This is a genomic window from Marinomonas ostreistagni (assembly GCF_016461785.1).
GTDB classification, from domain to species: domain Bacteria; phylum Pseudomonadota; class Gammaproteobacteria; order Pseudomonadales; family Marinomonadaceae; genus Marinomonas; species Marinomonas ostreistagni_A.
Map to the genome: position 1 here is coordinate 21,884 of NZ_JAEMUH010000004.1, position 22,612 is coordinate 44,495.

At 42.4% G+C, this 22,612-nt stretch carries 19 protein-coding genes; 9 read left to right on the plus strand and 10 right to left on the minus strand.

Going from position 1 to position 22,612, the window contains the following annotated elements:
• Positions 1-7: 7 nt before the first annotated feature.
• Positions 8-2,170 (minus strand): tetratricopeptide repeat protein, encoded by a 2,163-nt coding sequence (locus JHD44_RS04595; RefSeq protein WP_199461534.1) that lies wholly within the window; start codon positions 2,168-2,170, stop codon positions 8-10.
• A gap of 230 nt (positions 2,171-2,400) precedes the next feature.
• Here JHD44_RS04595 and JHD44_RS04600 point away from each other — a divergent pair, with 230 nt between their 5' ends.
• Positions 2,401-6,126, plus strand: a complete 3,726-nt coding sequence (locus JHD44_RS04600; protein ID WP_199461536.1) for a DUF4347 domain-containing protein — start codon at positions 2,401-2,403, stop codon at positions 6,124-6,126.
• Between the two features lie 171 nt (positions 6,127-6,297).
• The gene (locus tag JHD44_RS04605; protein WP_199461538.1) at positions 6,298-7,407 is read left to right on the plus strand and encodes an enoyl-CoA hydratase/isomerase family protein; all 1,110 of its coding nucleotides are present in this window, start codon (positions 6,298-6,300) and stop codon (positions 7,405-7,407) included.
• Here the strand turns inward: JHD44_RS04605 and rsmS are convergent.
• Positions 7,376-7,558, minus strand: coding sequence for a pleiotropic regulatory protein RsmS (gene rsmS, locus JHD44_RS04610; protein WP_233401754.1), 183 nt, complete (start codon positions 7,556-7,558; stop codon positions 7,376-7,378). The genes JHD44_RS04605 and rsmS overlap by 32 nt on opposite strands.
• 102 nt (positions 7,559-7,660) lie before the next feature.
• On the opposite strand from rsmS, the gene JHD44_RS04615 reads away from it, so the two are divergent.
• The 4 genes from JHD44_RS04615 (at position 7,661) to JHD44_RS04630 (ending at position 12,029) form a co-directional block, all read left to right on the plus strand.
• Complete coding sequence (locus JHD44_RS04615) at positions 7,661-8,299, plus strand: thiopurine S-methyltransferase (RefSeq protein WP_199461540.1); 639 nt, start codon at positions 7,661-7,663, stop codon at positions 8,297-8,299.
• A gap of 102 nt (positions 8,300-8,401) precedes the next feature.
• Positions 8,402-10,675 (plus strand): YgiQ family radical SAM protein, encoded by a 2,274-nt coding sequence (locus tag JHD44_RS04620; RefSeq protein ID WP_199461542.1) that lies wholly within the window; start codon positions 8,402-8,404, stop codon positions 10,673-10,675.
• A 257-nt stretch (positions 10,676-10,932) separates the two neighbouring features.
• Positions 10,933-11,532 carry a YitT family protein gene (locus JHD44_RS04625; RefSeq protein ID WP_199461544.1) on the plus strand — a complete coding sequence of 200 codons (600 nt, stop codon included), beginning with the start codon at positions 10,933-10,935 and terminating at the stop codon, positions 11,530-11,532.
• On the plus strand, positions 11,532-12,029 hold the full coding sequence (locus JHD44_RS04630; RefSeq protein ID WP_199461546.1) for a GNAT family N-acetyltransferase: 498 nt from the start codon (positions 11,532-11,534) through the stop codon (positions 12,027-12,029). Before JHD44_RS04625 ends, JHD44_RS04630 begins: the two co-directional genes overlap by 1 nt.
• A gap of 118 nt (positions 12,030-12,147) precedes the next feature.
• Here JHD44_RS04630 and JHD44_RS04635 read toward each other — a convergent pair whose 3' ends face one another.
• From JHD44_RS04635 to JHD44_RS04650, 4 genes are all read right to left on the minus strand, one after another.
• Positions 12,148-12,729, minus strand: a complete 582-nt coding sequence (locus tag JHD44_RS04635; RefSeq protein WP_199461548.1) for a fasciclin domain-containing protein — start codon at positions 12,727-12,729, stop codon at positions 12,148-12,150.
• 84 nt (positions 12,730-12,813) lie between these two features.
• The gene (gene msrB, locus JHD44_RS04640; protein ID WP_233401756.1) at positions 12,814-13,293 is read right to left on the minus strand and encodes a peptide-methionine (R)-S-oxide reductase MsrB; all 480 of its coding nucleotides are present in this window, start codon (positions 13,291-13,293) and stop codon (positions 12,814-12,816) included.
• A gap of 112 nt (positions 13,294-13,405) precedes the next feature.
• Positions 13,406-14,101 carry an anti-sigma factor gene (locus JHD44_RS04645; RefSeq protein WP_199461550.1) on the minus strand — a complete coding sequence of 232 codons (696 nt, stop codon included), beginning with the start codon at positions 14,099-14,101 and terminating at the stop codon, positions 13,406-13,408.
• Complete coding sequence (locus JHD44_RS04650; protein ID WP_199461552.1) at positions 14,098-14,640, minus strand: sigma-70 family RNA polymerase sigma factor; 543 nt, start codon at positions 14,638-14,640, stop codon at positions 14,098-14,100. Before JHD44_RS04650 ends, JHD44_RS04645 begins: the two co-directional genes overlap by 4 nt.
• A gap of 184 nt (positions 14,641-14,824) precedes the next feature.
• Here JHD44_RS04650 and yeiP point away from each other — a divergent pair, with 184 nt between their 5' ends.
• From yeiP to JHD44_RS04665, 3 genes are all read left to right on the plus strand, one after another.
• On the plus strand, positions 14,825-15,397 hold the full coding sequence (gene yeiP, locus JHD44_RS04655; protein ID WP_199461554.1) for an elongation factor P-like protein YeiP: 573 nt from the start codon (positions 14,825-14,827) through the stop codon (positions 15,395-15,397).
• Positions 15,398-15,496: 99 nt separating this feature from the next.
• Positions 15,497-16,816 carry a tetratricopeptide repeat protein gene (locus tag JHD44_RS04660; RefSeq protein ID WP_199461556.1) on the plus strand — a complete coding sequence of 440 codons (1,320 nt, stop codon included), beginning with the start codon at positions 15,497-15,499 and terminating at the stop codon, positions 16,814-16,816.
• A 51-nt stretch (positions 16,817-16,867) separates the two neighbouring features.
• Positions 16,868-17,752, plus strand: coding sequence for a sulfotransferase family protein (locus tag JHD44_RS04665; RefSeq protein ID WP_199461558.1), 885 nt, complete (start codon positions 16,868-16,870; stop codon positions 17,750-17,752).
• Positions 17,753-17,786: 34 nt separating this feature from the next.
• Here the strand turns inward: JHD44_RS04665 and JHD44_RS04670 are convergent, their stop codons facing one another.
• From JHD44_RS04670 to JHD44_RS04685, 4 genes are all read right to left on the minus strand, one after another.
• Complete coding sequence (locus tag JHD44_RS04670; protein WP_199461560.1) at positions 17,787-19,661, minus strand: hypothetical protein; 1,875 nt, start codon at positions 19,659-19,661, stop codon at positions 17,787-17,789.
• A gap of 19 nt (positions 19,662-19,680) precedes the next feature.
• Positions 19,681-20,568 carry a shikimate dehydrogenase family protein gene (locus tag JHD44_RS04675; protein ID WP_199461562.1) on the minus strand — a complete coding sequence of 296 codons (888 nt, stop codon included), beginning with the start codon at positions 20,566-20,568 and terminating at the stop codon, positions 19,681-19,683.
• Positions 20,565-21,455: a 3-deoxy-7-phosphoheptulonate synthase gene (gene aroF / locus JHD44_RS04680; protein ID WP_199461564.1), complete on the minus strand. Its 891-nt coding sequence runs from the start codon at positions 21,453-21,455 to the stop codon at positions 20,565-20,567. The genes JHD44_RS04675 and aroF overlap by 4 nt, the downstream gene beginning before the upstream one ends.
• A 74-nt stretch (positions 21,456-21,529) precedes the next feature.
• A complete protein-coding gene (locus JHD44_RS04685) occupies positions 21,530-22,606 on the minus strand; it encodes a Gfo/Idh/MocA family protein (protein ID WP_199461566.1) in 1,077 nt (358 codons plus the stop codon).
• Between the last annotated feature and the right edge of the window lie 6 nt (positions 22,607-22,612).

Below are 22,612 nucleotides of genomic sequence, written 5' to 3' on the forward strand. Positions count from 1 at the left end.
TATCTCTCTATCTGGAACGAAAAGTATCAGTCAGAATTGCTTTGACTTCGGCAACGGATTGTTCCCAATGACTAACCTGTTTTTGCCTTATTAGATTTACGGAGGGATACCATGGGGAATCAGGTCTATCTGCTAACCAGCGCCAATCACTATTAACTGGCAGCATTACAGACGTTGGGATACCTAATATTCCAGCCATGTGAGCCATAGAGGTGCAGCTCGTAACCAGATAATCGCACTGTTTCAATAAAGAGAATGTGTCTAAAAGGCTTCCATCATGTTCTTTAATGATGCTCCCTAAATCTTGTATGGATGACGCGATATCAAAAGAGTAAATTTCTTCAATAGCCAATTCATTAATCTGGAGAGATACGAAATGTAGGTCTTTCATGTCTAAGAGGGTGAGTAAAGGTCGCAACCCAGGCGAGCGTGATTTATCAGCCTTAAAATCAGGGTTTCCTCTCCAGCAAAGGGCTATTACTGGTTTCCTATCTGCATGAATAGCATTAGCCCATTTCCTATCTGTGGGCAATGATTTCCAAAGGTCTGTTTCAGGTTTAGGGATGTTTTGAACACTATTTATGCCCATATGCATTGGGAGGCTCATCAGAGGAGTCCAAAAGTCAAAGCTTGCCAAGGCATCAATTCTATCCCAATTCAGTACTTGTTCAGCAGGTAATACGTGTCTAAGAACAGGAAGAGTAGGTGCTTTACCTGCAAAATAAACTTTGAGATTCGTTGTTCGATGCAAAATGTCAACAAAGCGAAGGAACTGAAGTGTATCGCCGATGCCTTGCTCATCTAAGATGAGCAGTGAACCTACAGTTTGATGATGAGGATTCCAACGTGCCAATTTCTCTGGGTTTACTTGGCGTAGGTTTAGGGCTTCGTGACGATATTCAAAGTGGGGCCATGCTTCTTCGTAGCGACCTTGAAGCAGGTAGTGAAAAGCTAACTTCCAATGGTATTTAGCTGAAGGAGTCAACTTAACGGCTTGTTCATAATAGCGTGCCGCTTGGTCTAACTGACCTTTGCTTCGGAGGGTGCTCCCCATTCCTGCTAGAGCGTTAACCTGGTTTGGATTAGATTCTAAAAGGTTCTCTAAATCTAGTTGGGCTTCATCAAAGTTACCAAGGTCCATCAAAAGATTGGCTCTATTGACCAATGCACTGGTTAGTTGACTTTCTATATTGCCTTTAATAATGCAACTGTAAATATTAATAGATAACTCGATTTTTTCCGAAAATTGAGCTTGAAGAGCAGAGCTAAATAACCACTTGGCATGCATTTCGCTATCTGGTTGCCAACCGTCTAAAGTTTTATTTAATAACTCAAAAACTAAATTAGGTTGGCTTCTTTCAAGGTACCCTTCTAGAGCACGAGCGTTTGGTTGAGTGTTTTTAGAGCTTTGTAAACGAATGAGTCGTTGAACAACTTCAGTTTCGGATTGATCGAGACTTTCAGGTGAATAATGAAAGCAGTGTTCGCCAGCGATATCTAAGAAATAACCTTCACTCGGAAGAATGACATTTAAATGTTGAGCTAAAGCGTGATTCGGCAAAAAGCTGAGTGGAGCACTAGCGCAATGAGGTAGATACAGTGAAACATCGCATTCAGCTATCAAAGGTTGTTCATGTAATTTAACTGAAAACACTTTAACACCTATAAAGGTGTTCAAAAGGTTAATGTTTGTACTTTCAGGAATGCATAACGCGATGTTTGGGACAACTCGACTCAGTCTTGATAGGATTTTTTCTAAGAACAATGCTGAGTTTTCATCAGCAAGTCCTTCTACCCAAACACTAAAAAACTCAGAAAGCCAGCCTTGCACGTGCTGTTTCTCAGGTAATTGAGTATGCCTAAACAATGGTATGTAGATCGTATTCTTAATCCCATTGAGCGCGAGTTGGCTGTAGTCATAGGCGTTGGTGCATATCCAATAATTTGGCAGCCAATCATTTGACCATTTTTTAACGACACTTAGTGGTGATGGACTGTCCAGAATCGCTAAATTATAAGCTCCTTGGGTGTTAATTTTCTTTGTTTGTTCGTTTACTACATGAAGTATTGTTAGGGGGATACGCTGCCTTGATGAATAAGCCTTACCGTTTACCGCAAAATTATTGAGCTCATTTGAAAAAAAAGCTTGTTGAGCAAAATTGAGCTTCAACTGGTTAGGCAAGCTAATGAACACAAACTTGGCGCCGTTACATTTTAAGTGCTTGAGCCAGTCAAAAAGGTGCTTGGCTAAATTTGAGGAAGATTGATTAAGGCTCAGAGCAAAAAGTTGGGGCATTTGTAAGGTCTGCTTTTACATTGTCTTTACAAGGTTTCTGCGTAAGAATATCGTTTATGCAAGAAATAATTATATTTTAGTAGGAAATAATTAGGTACTAGACTATGTCAGATGAACAGTATGAATATCAAGGATTACAGCTAGCCCCGGCCGAATCAAGCCTTCAAGGTGTTTTGTTCATCATGGATGATGTGAGTAATTACGGTGAATTAGTATCTGCTGTCGGAGAGAATACTGAAGTAGTTCTGTTGGATTCTCGTGGGAATGGTTTAGCGCAGATGGTCGCTTATCTCGCTAATTATCAAGATTTAGCGTTTATTGAAGTGGCCAGTCACGGCTCTTCGAGTAGCATCAGCCTTGGTTCTCTTACCCTTGATGCGAGTAACCTTGATAGTCATGCTGACTTATTAGAACAGCTTGGCTCAGCTTTATCTGATTCAGGTGACTTGCTTCTACTTGGTTGTAATATTGCGGAAGATGATTCTTCTACTTTTATTGCGGATATTGCAGCCTTAACGGGTGCGGATGTTGCGGCATCTAATGATGTAACAGGTGTTCAGGGTGACTGGGTTTTAGAATCTAACGTTGGTGATATCGAGAGTGATAATAACTTATGGTTTTATGATGAAGCGAACCCAAATGTGAATCTTGTGGATGTTACGGGGGATAATTCTGGTAACATTCTCACCGGAAGCGTAGGGGACGACTCTATAACTGGATTAGGTGGAAATGACACGATTTCTGCGCTTGATGGAAACGACATTCTATATGGAAATCTAGGCAATGATACCTTATACGGTGGTGGTGGTGACGATACTCTTTCCGGTGGCGATGGTAATGATTTTACTTATGGTGCCACAGGTAATGATTTACTCTATGGCGGTGATGGCAATGATGGTATGTCAGGCGCTGATGGTGATGACACGCTTTATGGTGGTCTTGGTAACGATACTCCTGCCGGCTCTTCAGGAAATGACTTAATCTATGGTGGTGATGGTAATGACTGGGTATGGGGCGGCAAAGGTAATGATACCTTGTATGGTGACGCGGGAACAGACACGATAACTGGGGGTAGTGAGGACGACATACTTTACGGCGGAGAAGGTAACGATACACTCAGTGGCCGCTCGGATGCAGATATTTTGTACGGAGGAGATGATGATGACTATCTCCGTGGTGGAGGCCAATTAGATACCCTTTATGGTGGCGCGGGTAACGATACTTTTGGGGGTACTGTAGCCAACCATAATGGCGATACCATTATGGATTTTGAGGTCGGTGATGTTATTGTGGTAAACAGTACAGATCTTACTTCTCTTAATGGTCAAACCATTGGCAGTACAATTGATCTTGGTTCTGGCACTCTTAATCTAGGTGGCAGTGTATCTGGTATTCTTCAAGCAGTTCTAGTTAACGGGAATACAGAAATATCTATTGTTCCAAACATTGCTCCCACCTCGGCCGATACCAGTAAAACGGTTTATTACAACGGCTCTTACTCCTTTAGTTCATCCGACTTTAGCTTTAGCGATGCTGACGTAGGAGATACTTTAGACCATATTACGATTGTCACTTTACCTGGTAAGGGAACACTGAAGTTAAGCGGAGTGGCTGTTTCGGCAGACGATGATATTTCGTTAGCCAATTTAGGGAATCTTACCTATAGCTCTGGTACAGATGGTACTGGTACCACATCGTTTACCTTTACTGTGAGTGATGGTGTGAGCGATTCTCAAGTAGCGAATACCTTCAATATCAATGTTATCGCACGTCCAACAACGCCTGCTGAACCTGAGCCAGTTGTGATAACAGAGGAAGTGGATGGGACAACAGTCACAACAACAGAAGAGGAAGATGAGGATGGCAATACGATTCAAACCGTTACTGTCACTCCAATTTCTAGCGCACGTGTAGATACGGATACAACCACCTCCAATGCAGATATCTCTTTGCACTCAACAGGTAATAATGGCTCTCAAGTTGTAACAACCGTTAGTTTGCCAACAGGTGTAGGTATCACCACTCGTTCCAGCTCAACTGCAAATGCGCAAAATAGTGTAGATAACTTGATCGCTTTAATTGAAGACAGTGCTCAAGATGAAGAAGACCTAGCTGAAATGGAAAATTCTGGAAGTAGTTTCCTCGCTGCGCTGGATGATGTTGATAACCTTTGGGTGAATCAGGTGACATTAACCAATGATGGCAGTGCTTCGTCTTCAAATACTATTCGCATATCTGGCTCCTCTGATGATTCATATCAAGAGGCATTGGTGATCGATACTAGGGAGCTACCAGCAGGTACTATTCTAGACCTAAATGATATTGAGTTTGCTGTTATTGTTGGTACAAACGTTACGATTCGTGGCGGGGAAGGGGCAAATATCGTATATGCCGGAGAAAATGCCCAAAATATTGTTTTAGGGGCAGAGGATGACGAGCTGCATGGTGGCGCAGGCGATGACATCGTTGGCTCTAAAGGAGGCGATGATCTTCTCTATGGTGATAGCGGTAATGATACCGTTGTTGGTGGAGTTGGCGACGATACGCTAAATGGAGGTATTGGTGATGATCTTATTCAAGGGGCTCAACAAGACAATGGAGAATTGATATTCAGTCTCAATAGTGAGGGGGTAATCACCACACTATATACCCCAAATGAACTGGATTTATCGGACTCTAGCTTAGAAAGCATCTCTTTCTCTGGTGATTGGTATAGTCAAGCTTCTTACGTTAATGAAGGCCAAGTTTACGCTCTTGATACATCCAGCAGTATTGATAGCCTGTTGCAGGCTAACGATCAATTTGCCTTTTTAGCCGTTGACAGTACTCGCTTAAAAACTTTAGCAATTTTAAAGAAAGTGTTTGATGGCGAACTTTATACGGTTGCTGAGCTAAATGAGGTCGCAACCTCTAGTACGACTCTATTGGAATACGCTGAGCAAGCTGTCAATGATTGGCGAGAACTCACTAGTATTAGTGAATCGGATGACATCGAAAATCAAGTTTTATCCTTGCTAGATACATTCTGGCGTTACATAAGTATCACGCGTGAAGATATTGATACTGGCGTCAGTTTTATTGAATCGGGAGGTTCTTGGGAAGCATTATTGCTCGACATTGTTGCAAGCAATTATAGTAACTATGTGTTGTATGGTGGCACAGGAATTATGCAGCTGGCTCAAGCAACTGAGCTTGAGAGCTCTGGTCTGCAACAAGATGTCGGCGATGATGTGCTTTATGGCGGTGCAGGGGATGATACGCTAGTGGGTGGTCACGGTAGTGATTATGTAGATGGCGGTGATGGTGTGGATGTTGCTGTGCAGTCTAGAGCGAGTAGCGATTATCAACTTGTCTTAACGAGTGAAGGTGAATTGTCTCTAGTCTATCAAGATGGAGGCTACACAGAACAAGACACACTAGTAGATATTGAGCAAGTCTCTTTCAGTGATTCGACAGTAGACTTTTTTGCATCTAACCTTTCTAGCTCTGAATTGCTTCAGCTGGGGACGTTGGGTCAATTGATGACTGGTGCAGCCCCTAGTTTGGAACAACTCAATGAATATCAAAATGATGGGTTAAGCCTAGCTAGTTTAGCTTCCGCTTTAATGCAAACTGATGCTTACCAAACGCAATGGGAGAGCTTGGATGATGTCGCCTTTATTTCTGCAATAGCAGAGCAAGTCATTGATGGGCCTTTCACCGATAATGATGTGAGTTATTGGGTTGAGCGCTTGAGTAATGACTTAGAGAGAAGTGATGTCTTTGTTTTAGCATCTGGTATTGAAAGCTATCAAAGCGAAGCACTACAAAATGGACTACTTTTAATGTAGCGGTTTAAGCTATTAAGTTTGTTGAGAGAATAGCCCCACCTGATTTGATCAAGTGGGGCTTTTTTGTTTCTGCTCGACCTTAGTCTTAAATCTATTGTTCCTCGTGCTCCGATCAGCTACCTTGAAGAGTAAATCAGATGGAAAAACAAGAAAAATAAAAAAGGAGAGGCCATGTCACAATCGGTTCAATTTTCATCGTTGCCTTTTGCTAGCCACTTCAAGCTTGGTGTCATTCGGCTGAATTCAGAAAAAACGCTGAATGCGCTGTCTTTAGAAATGATCAATCTAATTCACGCCCAATTACATGAATGGCAAGAAGACCCATACATCGTTGCAGTGCTAATTGAGGGAAGTGGAGACAAAGCATTTTGCGCGGGCGGTAACGTGGTCGATGTGTATCGATCAATCGTTGATACAGCGGACGATGGTGTTTTCAGTCAACATTACTTCAGTCATGAGTATGAGCTTGACCAATATATTCATGAGTATCGTAAACCGGTCCTTTGTTGGGGGCATGGTTATGTAATGGGGGGCGGCATGGGATTGTTTATGGCGTCCCGCTATCGATTAGTCATGCCATCAAGCAAACTTGCGATGCCGGAAATCAAAATTGGTCTGTATCCCGATGTGGGAGCAAGTTACTTCTTAAATCAACTGCCAGAACATTTTGCTCGTTTTTTAGCACTGACGGCCTACCAAGTTAATGCTACCGACGCCTGTGAATTAGGCTTGGCAACCCACTATGTTTGCGATGAAGCCTACCGTGATATTTTGAACCAGTTAGCGTTAGGAGTGCTTGATGACAATAGTCATGAGCATGTCATTCAGCATATAGAACGTGTACTTCATACATTTACTATGTCGGATGAGTTGCCATTATTAAGGCCAGAACTGATCGCCCATGAAAAAGAACTCGAAAAGCTGATGAGTGGCGACATTGTGAATATTTACCACTCGTTGAAAGGCTTTAAAAATGACAGCTCTTCTTTGATGGCTGCGCGAGGAAACTTCCTCAAAGGTAGTCCTTTGTCTGCATGTCTGATCATTGAGCAATTGGATTGGGCAAAAAGTAAAAGTCTTGCGGATGTGTTTGAGCGTGAGACTTGTTTATCTGTCAACATCAGCCTATATGGAGATTTTTGTGAGGGTGTCCGTGCATTATTGATCGATAAGGATCAAAAGCCCGTATGGAAATATCACTCAGTGATTGAAGTGCCGAAAAATGTGCTTCCTAGTTACGTTGATAAAGTTACTTCGAAAAGGGCGGAGTGTCCGAGTTAGTGGCTTTATTGCGGTAGTCACTCAGTACAATCTCTAGTGCTGCGATCACTGTTTCGTTTGGGATTTCATTCTCCTCAAGCAGAGCAATAAGGTCGACGGCGAGTTTAATATGATCTGGTGCGGTTTCTAGTGACATGGATTTATTCTTCATATTTGCTGTCATGTATTTGGAATAGGCGTTTAATACAATGGTGTTGTCTAATGTACAGCACTATTGTCTGGTAAGAAATGTTAACACATCCTCGAGGTGCACGTGGTTACAAATGAATTTTGGTTGGAGCGTTGGCAGTCTGGGCGAATTGGCTTCCATCGAGATGAGGTCAATCCGTGGTTGGTGCAATACTGGCCTCAGGTAGCGCGTGGCGCAAAAGTACTGGTACCGCTGTGTGGTAAGTCGGCGGATCTGCTCTGGTTAGCGAATCAAGGTTATGACGTGACTGGCGTCGAGCTTTCCCCCATGGCGGTGGTGGAATTTTTCGGTGATAACGACCTGACTTACCACACTGAGCAGGAGGGTAGTCTCAAAATCCACACGGCCAAAGATTTGCCTTTGCGCATTGTCGAAGGTGATTACTTTGACTTTGATGAAACGGGATTTGATGCCTGTTACGACCGAGCGGCCTTGGTGGCAATGCCAGAAGACAAGCGGGAGCAATACGTTCTTCACACTAAGCAGCGTTTAACCCCTCAAGCATCCTTGTTACTGATTACGTTAAGTTATGATGGTGAACAATCTGGACCACCGTTTTCAGTATTGGACTTTGAAGTCACGGAGCTTTGGGGGGAGTGGATTCGTAAAGTGGCCAGTGAAGATTTGTTGCAGGTCGATGAGCGTTATCAAGGCGTTGAGCGTACATTTTACGAAGAAACCGTCTGGCGTATTACCAGCTAACATTACCTCTATATACCTGACTAATTTTCTGGGATAATAGCGCCATCAACGATTCCAGATTCACCAATCTCCCAAGCGCTCTTCGCTTGGGATAGAGTTCATATGATCAAACGACACAAAACCGCTCCAGATATTTTTTCTTATTCGCCTTATTGGGCTGAATGTTATGGCGTTGCGCCATTCTTACCGACTAGCCGAGAGGAAATGGATGCCCTAGGTTGGGACAGCTGTGATGTTATCATCGTCACAGGTGACGCCTATGTTGACCATCCAAGCTTTGGTATGGCTGTGATGGGGCGAGTCTTGGAAGCACAAGGGTTTCGTGTAGGGATTATTGATCAGCCTGATTGGCGTAGTCCTGATGACTTTATGCGCCTTGGACGTCCGAATTTATATTTCGGTGTTACCGCGGGCAACATGGACTCGATGATCAATCGATATACCGCTGATCTAAAGGTGCGTAATGACGATGCTTACACGCCTTATGGTGAAGGTGGTAAACGTCCAGACCGTGCGGTCATTGTTTACTCTCAGCGTTGTAAGCAAGCTTTCCACGATGTGCCTGTTATGATTGGTGGTATTGAAGCCAGCTTACGTCGTATCGCTCAGTACGATTACTGGAGTGATGAGGTACGTCGTTCTGTATTAGTGGATTCCACTGCAGACATCCTTTTATACGGAAATGCTGAGCGTGCCATCATAGAAGTGACTCACGCGATTGCTAATGGCAAAAGCATGGATGACATCGTCAATGTTCGTGGCACTACGATTATCCGTGATGTACCGCCAGGTGGATATACAGAAATTGACTCAACCCGCGTTGATTGGCCAGGTAAGATCGATCAGATCTATAGCCCTTATGAGTACATTCCAGAAGGTAAGTGCCAAACAGGTGAGCAGCAGGACGATAGTGATGTGATGCCGATTCGAGTCATCCCAGCACCACTTCGTAAAGGTCAAAAACTGGATGCTGAGAAGACGTATATTCGTCTGCCATCTTTTGAGAAAGTTTCCAAAGACCCTGTGTTGTATGCACACACGTCGCGTATATTGCATTTGGAGTCGAATCCGCATAACGCTCGTGCCTTAATTCAAAAGCATGGCAAAAAGGAAATCTGGGTTAACCCGCCACCAATTCCATTGGAAACCCCCGAAATGGATGGCGTGTTTGATTTACCGTATGCGCGTATCCCTCACCCTAAATACAAAAAAGCACGTATTCCAGCGTATGACATGATCAAAACATCGATCAATATCATGCGTGGTTGCTTTGGTGGCTGTACTTTCTGTTCAATCACCGAACACGAAGGGCGTGTAATTCAGTCTCGCTCACATGAATCGATCTTGAACGAAATTGAAGACATTAAGCGCAAGGTGCCAGGTTTTACCGGTCATATTTCGGATTTGGGTGGCCCAACGTCGAACATGTACCACCTAAACTGTAAGGACGATGAGATCCAAGCATCTTGCCGTAAGTTGTCTTGTGTCTATCCGACGATTTGTTCAAATCTAAAAACCGATCATAGTCCAACCACTGAACTGTATCGTAAAGCTCGTACCGTGGAAGGTATTCATAAGGTATCGATTGCATCTGGCTTACGTTACGACCTAGCCGTTGAAGATCCAGAATACGTTCGAGAGTTGGTGACTTACCACGTCGGTGGTTTGCTAAAAATTGCACCAGAGCACTCAGAAGAGGGCACTTTATCGAAAATGATGAAGCCTGGCATGGGCACGTATGACCGCTTCAAAAAGATGTTTGATAAGTTCTCGAAAGAAGCGGGCAAAACACAGCACTTAATCCCATACTTTATTGCAGCGCACCCTGGTAGCAGCGATGAAGACATGATGAACCTTGCCGTGTGGTTGAAGAAAAATGACTTTAAACCAGACCAAGTACAGACTTTCTACCCTTCGCCAATGTCTTTAGCAACGGCTATGTACCACTCAGGTAAAAACCCACTTCATGGGGTGACTTACAAGAGTGAAAACGTACATACGCCGAAAGACTACAAAGAACGTACCGTACAGAAAGGCTTTTTGCGTTACCATGATCCAAAGAATTGGCCTGCACTGCGTGAAACCCTTCGTACGATGGGGCGAGCAGATCTGATTGGTAATGGAAAAGGTCAATTGGTGCCTGACGAAGAGCAAGACAAGCGTACACCACGCCGCCCAACGAAAGCGAAGCCAGGCCAGAAAACCGGAGCATCACATACAAGCAACCGTCCGACCATGCAGAAAAACGCTGAAAACGAACGTAACCAGCGCAAGTCGAATAAGGTATCCGGTAACGGTGCAGGTAATAGACCTGCTGGAAAAGGCGGTGCAAATCGCTCGAAAAGCAAATCGCCAGCAGCGCGAAGAGCCCGCTAACTTAAGCAAGTTGAAGCCCTATTTAGTAATGCTGAATAGGGCTTTCTTATGCACACTTATAAAGCTTAGATCGCCCTGAAGTTTCGAAAAGGGTGCATTATCCTCGAAAATCTCGCATAATCACCGCCCATAACTGGTATAGAATCTGCATCGTAACTCATGACACGGTGCTAACCCGCGTTAAGACCTCCACAAGAGGTTTGCGTTAATAACCTGCGCTTTACCAAAAGTGAGCGTATTGATGATGGGACGATCTTATGAAATTTACACACCAATGGCTTTCAATTCTTGAAGGCTGCGTACTGGTTGCGCTTGGCTTGCATATCCTTAATTCTGTTGGACTGCTGATTAGCGGTACTGCAGGGATCGGTATGATCCTAAACACAATGACAGACCTGAGTTTTGGTCAGCTTTTCTTTATTTTGAATTTACCTTTTTATGTACTGGCTTGGCGCGCCCTCGGCAAAGCGTTCGCATTGAGAACGTTTATAGCCGTCAGTACGCTCTCTGGGTTATCTGAACTTCTACGTCATGTGGCACACATTGATATTCATCCTATCGTGTCCGCGATCTTAGGCGGTCTGCTGGTCGGGTTCGGCTTGATCATTCTGTTTAGACACAATGCTTCCCTAGGCGGGCTGAATATTCTAGCTGTATATTTGGAGCGTCGTTTTCAAATCCACGCTAGTCGCACAACTCTTGTCGCTGACATTGGTATTCTAATGGCTGCAATCATGGTGTTAGATGGCTGGCGTCTCATGTGTTCACTACTCGCTTTCCTTTTGCTAAGCTCCGTTGTCGGTCGTTATCATCGACCACCTACTTGGGCTCAAAATACGGAAACGAAGCACGCTTAATGTACTCAACGCCAATTGCTATACGAGAGTTTCAGAGCACGGAAATCGACTACCGTGCTCTTGTAAATGTATTTCATCGTAGTGTTCATGCAATCCCCGATGTAATTTATTCAAAAGAACAGAAATCCGCTTGGGCACCAGACTGCATTGATGGTGCCAGTTGGAAACTGCGTCTTGAAGAGCACTCTGTTTGGGTCGCTGTTGAAGAACGTAATCAAGAGCCTCTGGGCTTTATTGAATTAAACAAAAGCGGCGACATTGAATGCCTATATGTATGCCCTAGAGCCCAGCGGCAAGGTATCGCAAAATTGCTTCTTATTACTGCTTTTGAATCCATCTGCAAACACTGTCCCAACAAGACACAGTGGCTGGTTCAGGCATCTGATGCTGCATATGAGTTTTTCATTAAGCACGGTTTCCTGCCAACGAAACGTAATCAGGTAGAGCGCTTTGGTGTGTCCTTGGAGAATACGACCATGGCCAAAACGATCGCATAAGAGTTGATTTAGAGACTTGCCAAAGAGTGAGTTAATCTTAGCGTTATGAAAGACGCGTAAAAAAGCCCAGAAAATCTGGGCTTTTTCGTCAAGCTTTAGAGATACACTGATCAGAGTATTACTGTTTTGGCAGCAGCACTGTATCGATGACGTGAATCACACCATTGGATTGTTTAACGTCCGCAATAGTGACTGTTGCCATACGACCATTTTCATCGGCAAGCATAATGGTGTCGCCTTTGTATGTCGCTGTCAGTGTACAACCACCTAATGTTGGAACTGGATGCGCTCCCATATCATCATCAATCATCGTAGTAATCGCGCCAGAAAGCGCATTAGTGCCGACAACATGGCAGGTTAGCACTTTTTGTAAAGCCGCTTTGTTCTCAGGTTTGAGCAAATTCGCAACGGCACCGCTAGGTAGCTTGTCAAAAGCTGCATTAGTTGGAGCGAACACTGTAAAAGGACCGTCGCCTTGTAAGGTATCGACTAGGCCAGCAGCCTTAACTGCTGCAACGAGCGTAGTGTGATCTTTTGAGTTCACCGCATTTTCAATAATATTTCGGCTCTCATACATTGGTGCGCCGCCAACCATAGGGTTATCGTTCTTCTCGCTCATACCGTAGTTCTGTGAGCCAATGCTAGAACAGCCGGTCATGATAAGTGCGCTAGTGATGGTTAATGTAGTTAATAATTTCATGATGGATCTCCGAGTTTTGTATTGTTGTTACTGCTTGGTATCTATAGATACGGAACCGATCTGAAATAGTTTCAAAAATTTTAATTAACTTTCATGAAAGGTTAATGCAATGCCATTTATACAGTGACGAAGTCCTGTTGGGGCTGGGCCGTCCTCAAAGATATGACCCATATGGCTACCGCAACGACGACAATGCACTTCTGTTCGAGTAATGAACCAGCTGCGGTCTTCCTTCGTCGCAACAGCGTTTGTTAGGCTGTCATAAAAACTTGGCCAACCGGTTCCACTATCAAATTTAGTTTTGGAGTCATACAGTGCTAAATCGCACCCTTTGCAATGAAACAGGCCTTCGCGTTTTTCATCGTTAAGAGGACTCGTGTACGCTCTCTCAGTGGCTTCTTCCCTAAGCACAGCGTATTCAAAGTCGGTTAGTCGTGCTCGCCACTCGGCTTCTGTTCTAGTGATTTCGAAGTTGGCTTCCTGCACACCTGATGCGATTGCGGTTAGGCCTCGATTCATAAGTGCAATGGCTAAAGTGCCTTGTAGAAAAGTACGTCGATTCATGTCTTAGCTCCTTATGGTTGGTTAACTCTTTGTTAGAAACGATAAAAAAGCCAAGAAAGTTTCAGCTTTCTTGGCTTTAGACGGTGGTTAAACGATGTTTGTTACAGTTGAACTAGAGTGCAATGGTATCTGCTACTGCCAGTACTGGGCCTGTTGGTTGGCCTGTAGGTGAGCCGCCTTTAGGTTCTAAACTGATTGCCATATGAGCATTGTCTAAGTTTTCTATCCAATCGCCATCAAGTGAAAACTGAGCCGAGTTGGTGATGTCCAACACCCCCAATGATATAGGGGCGCCATCGCCTACCGCTACCCATAATTCATAGTCTCCCTGTTCTGCAGGTTGACCTCTAATAGGGATGATTTTAATGGTCTGATCGTCGATATCGACTAACACGTCGATAACCAGATCAGTAGAACTAGAGGCCAAGTAGGTTTGGTAATTTGCTTCGAAAGAGCTAGGAGAAAGCCACCACATCCCAAGGGTAAGCACCAAAGCTGCGGCAACCCCCCAAATGGGTGAGCGACTTTTCTTCTCTTTCGAGTGTTTATCTATTGATGATGGCAACTCAACGACGGTATTTGTTTCCGTTCGGAGGAAATCATCGATCTTGGCTTTAACATGTTCAGGTGGCACATGCTCAGGCCACTCACTGGCCAACGTCGCGAGACGTTCCGACCAGTAAATGTATGCAGACTTCAGTTCTGGATCCGTCGACATTTGTTCTTCAAATGCTTTTGCTTGTTGATCCGAAAGCAAGCCAAGAGCGTATTCTGCTGCAGTGATGTGATCTTTTGGTAATAAATTCATTGGCTCATACACCCCTTAAGTTTCTGAAGACTGCGACGTAGCCAAGTGCGCATTGTGTTTAGTGGCACTGAAAACTTTTCGGCTAAGTCGGCATAGCTTAGACCTTCTAAATAAGCACCCTTGACCGCATCAGCTCGTTCCGATTCTAGGGTGCCTAGGCATTCTTCTATTTGTCGAGATATTTCATGGGAGTGAGTCACAGCTTCAGGACTGCTTTCATCAGATTCCAACTCATAGTCGTCAATCGATTCTGCGAATTTACTAGCTAAGGATCGTTTGCGATCAATGGCGCTGTTACGGGCAATCGTAATTAGCCATGTCATAGGGCTAAGACCGTTGACCTGATACTGATTCGCGTTACGCCAGATCTTGATATACGTTTCTTGTAAGACATCTTGCGCCAAACTCTCATCTTCTAAGACACGTAAACAAATGCCATATAGTTTCGCGCTGGTGCATTCATAAAGTTCGCTTAATGACAATTTTTGACCTTGTGCAATTTCTTCTAGCAGTTGTTCGACTCTAGAAACATCGTGCATAGTGACTTCCTTTAAAAGTTTGGGCATTCGGATGTGATGGTTCTATTTACGAATGAAAGTGTAGAAGAGATCGAATAGTTTTGAGAGAAATGCTGGCACAATGCCGAAAACTAACATAGCATCAGCGACTGCGAATAAGGGCTCGTTTAAGCACCTTGGTTAAATTTGTTTAGGACAATTGAAAATGCCAAAAGCCAGTGAAATCAAACGTAATAATGCCGTTGAATACGATGGTAAAACTTATATTGTGCGTGATATCGAACGCTCGGTTCCACAGGGGCGTGCCGGTGGTAGCTTGTACCGTATGCGCATGTACGACGTCGTCACTGGACGTAAAATTGATGAGACCTTCAAAGATTCCGAGATGCTGAATCTTGCTGATCTAATCCGCCGTCCAGTCAACTTCTCGTACTTGGACGGTGATGAGTATGTGTTCATGGACCAGGAAGACTACACGCCTTTTAACCTTCACAAAGATGCGATTGCTGACGAGCTTGAGTTTTTCAACGAAGATACAGCAGGTATCCAAGTTGTTTTGGTTAGCGGCGCTCCCGTTGCGATTGAATTACCTCAAGTCGTGGAATTGACTGTTGTTGAAACAGACCCATCGATCAAAGGGGCTTCTGCAACGTCACGTACAAAGCCTGCAGTACTGTCAACTGGTGCGACTATTCAGGTACCTGAATACATTGCAACAGGTGAGCGTATCCGTGTTAACGTGGAAGAGCGTAAGTTCGGCGGTCGTGCTGAAAAATAGACTTTGACGTATTTTTCTAAAGGATTATGAAGCTAGTTTTATAATCCTTTTATATTGTATGCTTAATTAAAGACATTTTTGATTTTGCTGAGCGTATAGATGTTAGAAAAGCTTTCTGTTGAGAGGGTGATGGCTGGGGATGAAAACTACATTTCCGAGCTTGAGTTGATGCTTGAAATGAGCCCTGACACAGATTTTGAGAAAGAAGCTAGGAAAGCTCTTGTAAACTTCTACACGCTTGATGAAGGAAAGAAAAGAGCTGATAGTGGATCTGAGCATTTGAAAAGAGATTATGAGTCTGCTCTGAATCATGCTAGGAAACTAATGCAGAAATCCCCTGAGGATACTGATTTTTATATTAAATTTTGTTGGATACTTATAAACTCAGGTCGTCATGAAGAGGCTATAAAAGAGCTTATTAGAATTCAAAAAAGGCACCTCTCAGGTGAGCTAGAGTTAAATGTTTTAGCGGCTCTAGCTAGGGTTTATTATAAAGTAGGCGACTATGAGAAAGCTACAAGCCTTTATGAGAAAATAATTGAAACTAGGCCCTCTATTTATCAAATAGAAAATTACAAAAAGACAGCTTATTTTTATGGTGGTTGTCTTGCAAGGATTGCAAGAATGAAAGTTAACTCAGGAGACTTTACTAGTGCCATCAAGATAATTGAGCAGCATGAAGATTTAGTGTGTTTAGGTGCTGTGCGAAGAACATTAGAAAGAGCTAAATCGCTTTTAAAGGAAGGTTTTATTTCATGTAAGAGTGGAGTTAAAAAAGTAGATGTAAATAAAATTTCAATCGTTTGTGTAAAGCATGGAAAAAAATACCATTCTGAGTATGTTAATAATCTATATTCTATGACGAAAAAGAATTTATCAGGTGATTGGCAATTTTGTTGTATCACTGATGATGCAAGAGGGATAGATTCTAGAATAGATATTATAAATATATCTAACATAAAAGTGAGTGGTTGGTGGACTAAGATTGCAATGTTTGATATTAGGGTTCCGTTGCAGCATGAGACTGTTTTATACTTTGATTTAGATACTGTCATCACAGGTTCGCTAGATTTTATAAAAGATATAGATTGTGGCTTTTATATTTTTGAACACCCAGATGCGCCTGTTTTTAACTCTTCTGTAATGTTATTTGAACGAAACCATTCTAAGCATATCTTTAGCTCGATAACTCCAAATGATCTTAAAAGGCTACCTGGTGATCAAGAGTGGATTGAGGAATGTGTTCCCAACGCAAATATTTTTGAACCAGGAAGGATCGCATTGTATCGTGGGCTGCATCCAGGTATTTCTTTAGATGAGATTATGGGAAATGAGACAATGAAGATCGTTACATTTCCAGCTAATCCGAAGCCTCATACTCTTATTTCTAATTGGGTTAAGGATATATGGAAATATTAAATGCTCTTGAACAATAAGTGAGTTTACGCCTTTTATTTTATGGGAGGGGATATGAGTAATGCCATATTGACCGAAGATGAAGTATCAAATAAATTATCAAATTTACCTGTTTTTTTTATTGGCGGGCTTCCTCGCTCTGGAACAACTTGGGTTCAACAATTACTTAATCACCATCCAAATTTAGTTTGTTTGGGGGAGTCTCATTTTGTGAATGACTTAGTCCCAAATATAGCCACAGTCACCAATCAATATCGCCAGAAACGTTCACAAAACTTTCGGACTTGGGCTCCTTCAGTTAAGGCACCAGAAGGAAGTTTGATTTTACCTATTTTAAGAGCTGCTTTCATTTCGATCATTCAAGCAAATATTGGCGATAAAAATGTTAGTGAATTATTGGCTATTGGAGAGAAAACACCTGATAATATTCTGCATTTAAAAAGAATATTAAGTATATATCCGAATGTTTATTTTATTCATGTAATTCGTGACGGTCGAGATTCAGCGATTTCAGCTTATACTAGGTTTAAGTCAAAACTTCCTAAAGATAAAATTAGGAGTGAATATATTAAGGACTTCGCAAAGGAGTGGTCTTCAAGAATCAGTATATCTAGAGAAATTATGCGAGATTCGCAGAGATATATAGAGGTTAGATATGAAGATATGCATGAATCTCCAGAAACCGAAGTGAATCGTATGTTAAGCTTTCTTCAAGTTGATAATAGTGAAGATTGTATTAGTAAATGTATAAATGCATCAACTTTTGAAAGTCTTTCTGGTGGTAGGAAAAGAGGAGAAGTTGACAATAATTCACATTATCGTCGTGGTGAAATTGGAGGATGGAAAGATTCTTTAACTGAAAATGAAGTAAGAGATTTTGAGATGATTGCTGCCGAGACAATGAGGGCATTGGGCTACAATCGATACTATAAAGATTAATATAAGAATATATTATATCATTATAGTATCTCCACTACCTTAGCAATGTACGAATGTAAGTGCTAGATAAGTCCTCATTACTCAATTCAACTATTTCTTCTTGGCTGTTTTTTAGTGATAACAGACGGTCATTAAATACTCTTAGGTACATGCTCCAATACTCATAACTTGTCGATTGTTTTGTATAGGCTGGTTTTTCTAGTAATTCGAGACCTACTTTTTGAATGTCCTGCCTAACAATAATCCATGTTGCATTTGGATATGCTCTTGCCAGTAATGGCCACAATAATACTAATCGAAAGTCTTGATATCCCCATCGAGTGTTTCTATCATAGCCTTCTTCATGTAATGCTTTTTCTATTTGAAAACGAAGCCAAGGAAATGGCGGTATCTGGTCTGACGCAGCAGGAAAGGTATGTCCCTCTTCACTTACGCCAAGTTTGTTAAGAATATTGAAAACTAATCGCTTCCGAATGATCTCGCTACCGTATATTTCATTCTCCGAAGAGAGGTTTTTGGCTTTATTATTTATCCATAAACCATTTTCTACGAATTTCTTCATGGTTTGAGATAATGCTTTACTAGGAAGACCTGTAATGAAAATGGGTCTTTCACAAGCTTTATGGCTTGAAATGCAAGCTTCTACCGAGCGAGAGTGCCACATCGAAATCGCTGTAAATGCCCAGCGATTAACGACATCAAATGAAAGGTCAATTTTACGTATGGTCGTAGCACTTGGATACACTGAATTTGCATCTGAGTTTTTCCCCCATAGCCAATGCGAGTGCTCGTGCATGATAGCTAAGAACGGAATGTTTGCGCTGCCTGCCAAGTGCCAATTTGCTCCTGCTACGGAAATAACTCCAGCTAACTCACGAATAATGTCGAATGTCACTAGTGCATCATTTGTTAAATCAACTAAGGGGATTTGTATATTGGGATGTTTCTCTAATAATTGCTTTTCTTCTTCAGTAGTATCATATTGAAGCACAATGTAATCATTTTCATTCGGAAGAAACTCTAAAAAATATTTAAGTGGTATGTGCCGTTCTTCTCTTCGGTTTTGCCCCGCGCCGCCTCGCCAGCAAATGCCGATCTTTGGTTTCGAATGCCTTGTGCGTATAGGTTGATCAAGCGGTACTTCAATTGATAGGGTATGTTTTTGTTCCCAAGACCGCTTAAGGAAATCTACGGCTAGAATTCCTTCCTTGTTTTCAAACTCTGAAATTTTTAGGCGAGTTAGATAAGTAGCGTTTGGGAAGTATCTTTTAACCATTCTGCTATATTTAGCCATACCGCAAAAGGTAGATTTTTCGTGGTTACCAGAGCTTTTTATATGAAGTAGGCTTATTAAAACCTCTCCCATGCCTTGCTCAAGCACTATAATGTTGGAATCTAGCTTTGAGTCACTGGTTAAGTAATGATACTTAAGAGGGGACATTAGGCTTTTAGGAGTATTAATAGCCTTGTAGCGTTCTTGATAAAAATGAAAGCCAAACTTGAACTTTCCTTTTGCTAGGCAGTGTAGACCTAAAGTATGGCAAAAGTCAGCTCTTTCATTTTCATTAAACACATGGGAGTGGCGCAATCTATTTGCGGTTACAAAGTCCTTGAGTCGTAAGCTTAGCCTGTAACGCATTGTTGGGTGGAATCTAAAGTTTAGTTGTCTATTGAGATGCTTTGCTTTCAATAGATCGCCTATGCCGTACACGGCACAGCTAAGTATATAGAAGTAATATCTTGGACGGCGAGCTTGAGGTAAATCAGCTTCTTGGAAAGTTTGTAGTTTTGACCATAGAATTGAAAACTGACCTTCTTGAAAAAGGTCTTCCATTATTTCAAATCGTTGATCCCAACTACTTTCTTTGAAGTAATGTGGATTGATATGTATGGAGTTTTTTATCTTCACGTTTAACCAGTCTTTTCTATTACAAGGCGTTTGCTGCTGTTGCCATAGCAAGCTCTATTTTTGATAGAGGTTGGCATTTATGGCTCAATTTGAAAGCTTGAACAGCTTGAAGTAAGTTCATTCGAATGCCATTTGAAAATACTGCACTATCTGGTATTGCTCGGAGAAATACTGTTCTTGATGGATTGTAGACCACATCAAAAGCAATCTTAACCGAGCTATGGTTGTTTCTGTGCTCACTAAGTAGAGGGGATTGCTCAACATTATCAGGGGCTGACCCGAGAATTGTCCCGTTAATTAAGACTGTAGCGAGTTTTATTGCCATGCCTGACTCAGCGGGAGAACAAAGAGACACTTTCATCCATTCAGCTAGCTTTATTGCGTCAGGTTTATTATAAGATCTCGTGACGACAATAATTCGTTTCACTTTAGACTTAATGGCGTTTACTAAGGCTTTGGAGACTCCTCCAAAACCAAACACAACAACCGTATCTTCTATGTCGAGCCCAAGCTCTGAAAGGACTTGAGCAGCCGCCAATCCATCAGTATTTGCTCCATAAAGTTCCCCGCTCTTGCTTCGATACAAGCTATTTACGGCCTGAATTCCTTTGGCACTGGCGTGAAGGCTATCCTCAGCTAGCAGGCCTGCAATAAGTTCTTTGTGCGGCACGGCAACAGCGCCACCTGCGAATCTTGGGTTGTCTTTTAGCCAGTCTAATAAATTTGGAAGTTGACTCTTGTCAATGTCAAACGGAAACATATTACAGCTTTCTCCCAGCGCTTTATAAGCTGCATTCCATAGGATAGGGGATCTAGCTCCTTTGGATGGATGTGAACCTATGATTGCCGTGAATTGCCCTTCCGGTATGACTAGCCGATTGCTAATAAAAGGAATCAGCTCGCTCATTTTATGTGCCGTCCCACCGCATTTGCGACTAATTCCATGTCGTTCATTAGCTGACCGAATGCTTCGAAATTGATCGGTTGTAGAGGATCTACCGCGGCATTTTCTGGGTCAGGGTGAACTTCTAGCATAACACCATCAGCTCCTGCCGCAACTGATGCAAGAGCCATGGGTTTTACCCACTTACGCCAAAAAGTAGCATGACTTGGATCAGTAACAATCGGAAGGTGTGTAATCTCTTGAGCTGCAGGGACGACCTGTAAATCTAGTAAAAACCGTGATGAGCTTCGATGGGTATGTGGGGCGCTAACTCCACGCTCACATAAAATAAGCTTCTCATTTCCTTCTACTAAAATATATTCTGCGGCTCCGAGCCAATCACGTAAAGAACAGCCGAAATGACGCTTTAGCATAATGGGCTTGCCTGTCTTGGCAATACGCGTCAATAAAGGGTAATTCTGCATATTACGTGCGCCGATTTGAATAATGTCGGCTGTCTCTGCTACCAAATCAACAAACTGTTCCTCCATGACTTCCGTAATGATTGGGATATTTGCTTCTTCTTTGGCTGTTTGAAGCCACTTCAACCCTGTTTCACGAGTTTCAGTGTATTTTTCAGATCGATAGGGAAAACTTAAGGGTTTAAAAGCGCCGCCCCGCAAAAAATGGGCACCATGACTTTTTACAGCCTTAGCTGTATTGACAATTAACTCTTCTGATTCGACCATGTTTGGCCCAGCAAAAACGGGTACTAAATCACCACCAAATGTTACTCCACAGATTTCAAATTGGGAGCGATGATCAGAGTGCTTCTTAGCTGCAAGTGGAAATTTGTCTAATAAATCCTCTTCGGAGATATCTTTTCCAGGGGCTTTGTTTTCTATAGACATCACGTCACTCCAAAAAAATTTTACATCAAATATCAAGGATAGAATGGTTCTTATATCAAAAGGCAGTTTTTTAACTAACTTAGTTTAATGCCTAACTTACTGGATCGAGGACGATCCTCAAGAGATACCCAGCCGCCAGTCTCGACACTGGCATAAAGTGCATGTACTAGCTCTAAGGTAGGCAACGCAGATTGAATGGTCACCTCGGGCTCTAAGTTGTGCTGGAAAGAATCCACTAGATTCCTAAGAAACTGCGTATGGCTTAGTCCATAACCATTGGGTACTTCTGTACTACAACACTCTTGAGTACTCAGATCAAAGTCGGTGTACTCGATGAATCTCCATTGCTCTATCTTATTGAGAGCAATTCCTCCGATTTGGATTTTTCCTGCCTCGCCAATGATTGATAAGGACGCTTCAAAATCTTCAGGTCTAGCTGCTGTTGTTGCTTCAATGGTGGCTAGGGCGCCACTTTCAAATTTTAAAATGGCCGTTAATGTGTCTTCAGCCTCAAGCTTATTGATTCTATTTGCAGATGTCGCGCACACAGAGTGAACTGGGCCACATAGCCATCTCAATGCATCAATATGATGAATGGCTTGTTGGTTAATTACACCTCCATCCATAGCCCAAGTTCCATGCCAGCCATCTTCATAGTAATCTTGATAACGGCACCATTGGAGGCGAACATTGGCACTTACAATTGTTTTTAGGCGGCCTAAATTCATCGCATTTTTAGCTGCCAGCATCGCTGGATTTAATCTGTTTTGAAAAACTGTTGTGCAGAAGAGGCCTTTATCGGTTGCAATTTTTTGTAGTTCAAGAGCATTCTCTGGAATCATGGTCACTGGCTTTTCACAGACTACATTTATTCCATTTGATAAAATAAGTTTTGCATGCTCAAAGTGGTTGCCAGATGGGGTTAATACAAAGATAACATCAAGATCATGAGACTGAATCATTAGATTAACATCGGTGAACCCTTGGCAACTTAGTCGCCTAGCCATCGAGTTAGACTTTTCATTGTTTAAGTCGCATACAGCAACTATTTTTAGGTCTTCAATTTTTTCTGTACTTAAAATATGTAAATAATGTTCAGCCACTCGGCCGCATCCAAGAAAGGCTGCTTTCATTATCTGAGTATTTGACATAACTTT

Coding starts and splice junctions, on each gene's coding strand:
- JHD44_RS04600 (WP_199461536.1), top strand. CDS start 2,401: ATGTCAGATGAACAGTATGAATATCAAGGATTACAGCTAGCCCCGGCC.
- JHD44_RS04605 (WP_199461538.1), top strand. CDS start 6,298: ATGTCACAATCGGTTCAATTTTCATCGTTGCCTTTTGCTAGCCACTTC.
- rsmS (WP_233401754.1), bottom strand. CDS start 7,558: ATGAAGAATAAATCCATGTCACTAGAAACCGCACCAGATCATATTAAA.
- JHD44_RS04620 (WP_199461542.1), top strand. CDS start 8,402: ATGATCAAACGACACAAAACCGCTCCAGATATTTTTTCTTATTCGCCT.
- JHD44_RS04625 (WP_199461544.1), top strand. CDS start 10,933: ATGAAATTTACACACCAATGGCTTTCAATTCTTGAAGGCTGCGTACTG.
- JHD44_RS04630 (WP_199461546.1), top strand. CDS start 11,532: ATGTACTCAACGCCAATTGCTATACGAGAGTTTCAGAGCACGGAAATC.
- JHD44_RS04635 (WP_199461548.1), bottom strand. CDS start 12,729: ATGAAATTATTAACTACATTAACCATCACTAGCGCACTTATCATGACC.
- msrB (WP_233401756.1), bottom strand. CDS start 13,293: ATGAATCGACGTACTTTTCTACAAGGCACTTTAGCCATTGCACTTATG.
- JHD44_RS04645 (WP_199461550.1), bottom strand. CDS start 14,101: ATGAATTTATTACCAAAAGATCACATCACTGCAGCAGAATACGCTCTT.
- JHD44_RS04650 (WP_199461552.1), bottom strand. CDS start 14,640: ATGCACGATGTTTCTAGAGTCGAACAACTGCTAGAAGAAATTGCACAA.
- yeiP (WP_199461554.1), top strand. CDS start 14,825: ATGCCAAAAGCCAGTGAAATCAAACGTAATAATGCCGTTGAATACGAT.
- JHD44_RS04660 (WP_199461556.1), top strand. CDS start 15,497: ATGTTAGAAAAGCTTTCTGTTGAGAGGGTGATGGCTGGGGATGAAAAC.
- JHD44_RS04665 (WP_199461558.1), top strand. CDS start 16,868: ATGAGTAATGCCATATTGACCGAAGATGAAGTATCAAATAAATTATCA.
- JHD44_RS04675 (WP_199461562.1), bottom strand. CDS start 20,568: ATGAGCGAGCTGATTCCTTTTATTAGCAATCGGCTAGTCATACCGGAA.
- aroF (WP_199461564.1), bottom strand. CDS start 21,455: ATGTCTATAGAAAACAAAGCCCCTGGAAAAGATATCTCCGAAGAGGAT.
- JHD44_RS04685 (WP_199461566.1), bottom strand. CDS start 22,606: ATGTCAAATACTCAGATAATGAAAGCAGCCTTTCTTGGATGCGGCCGA.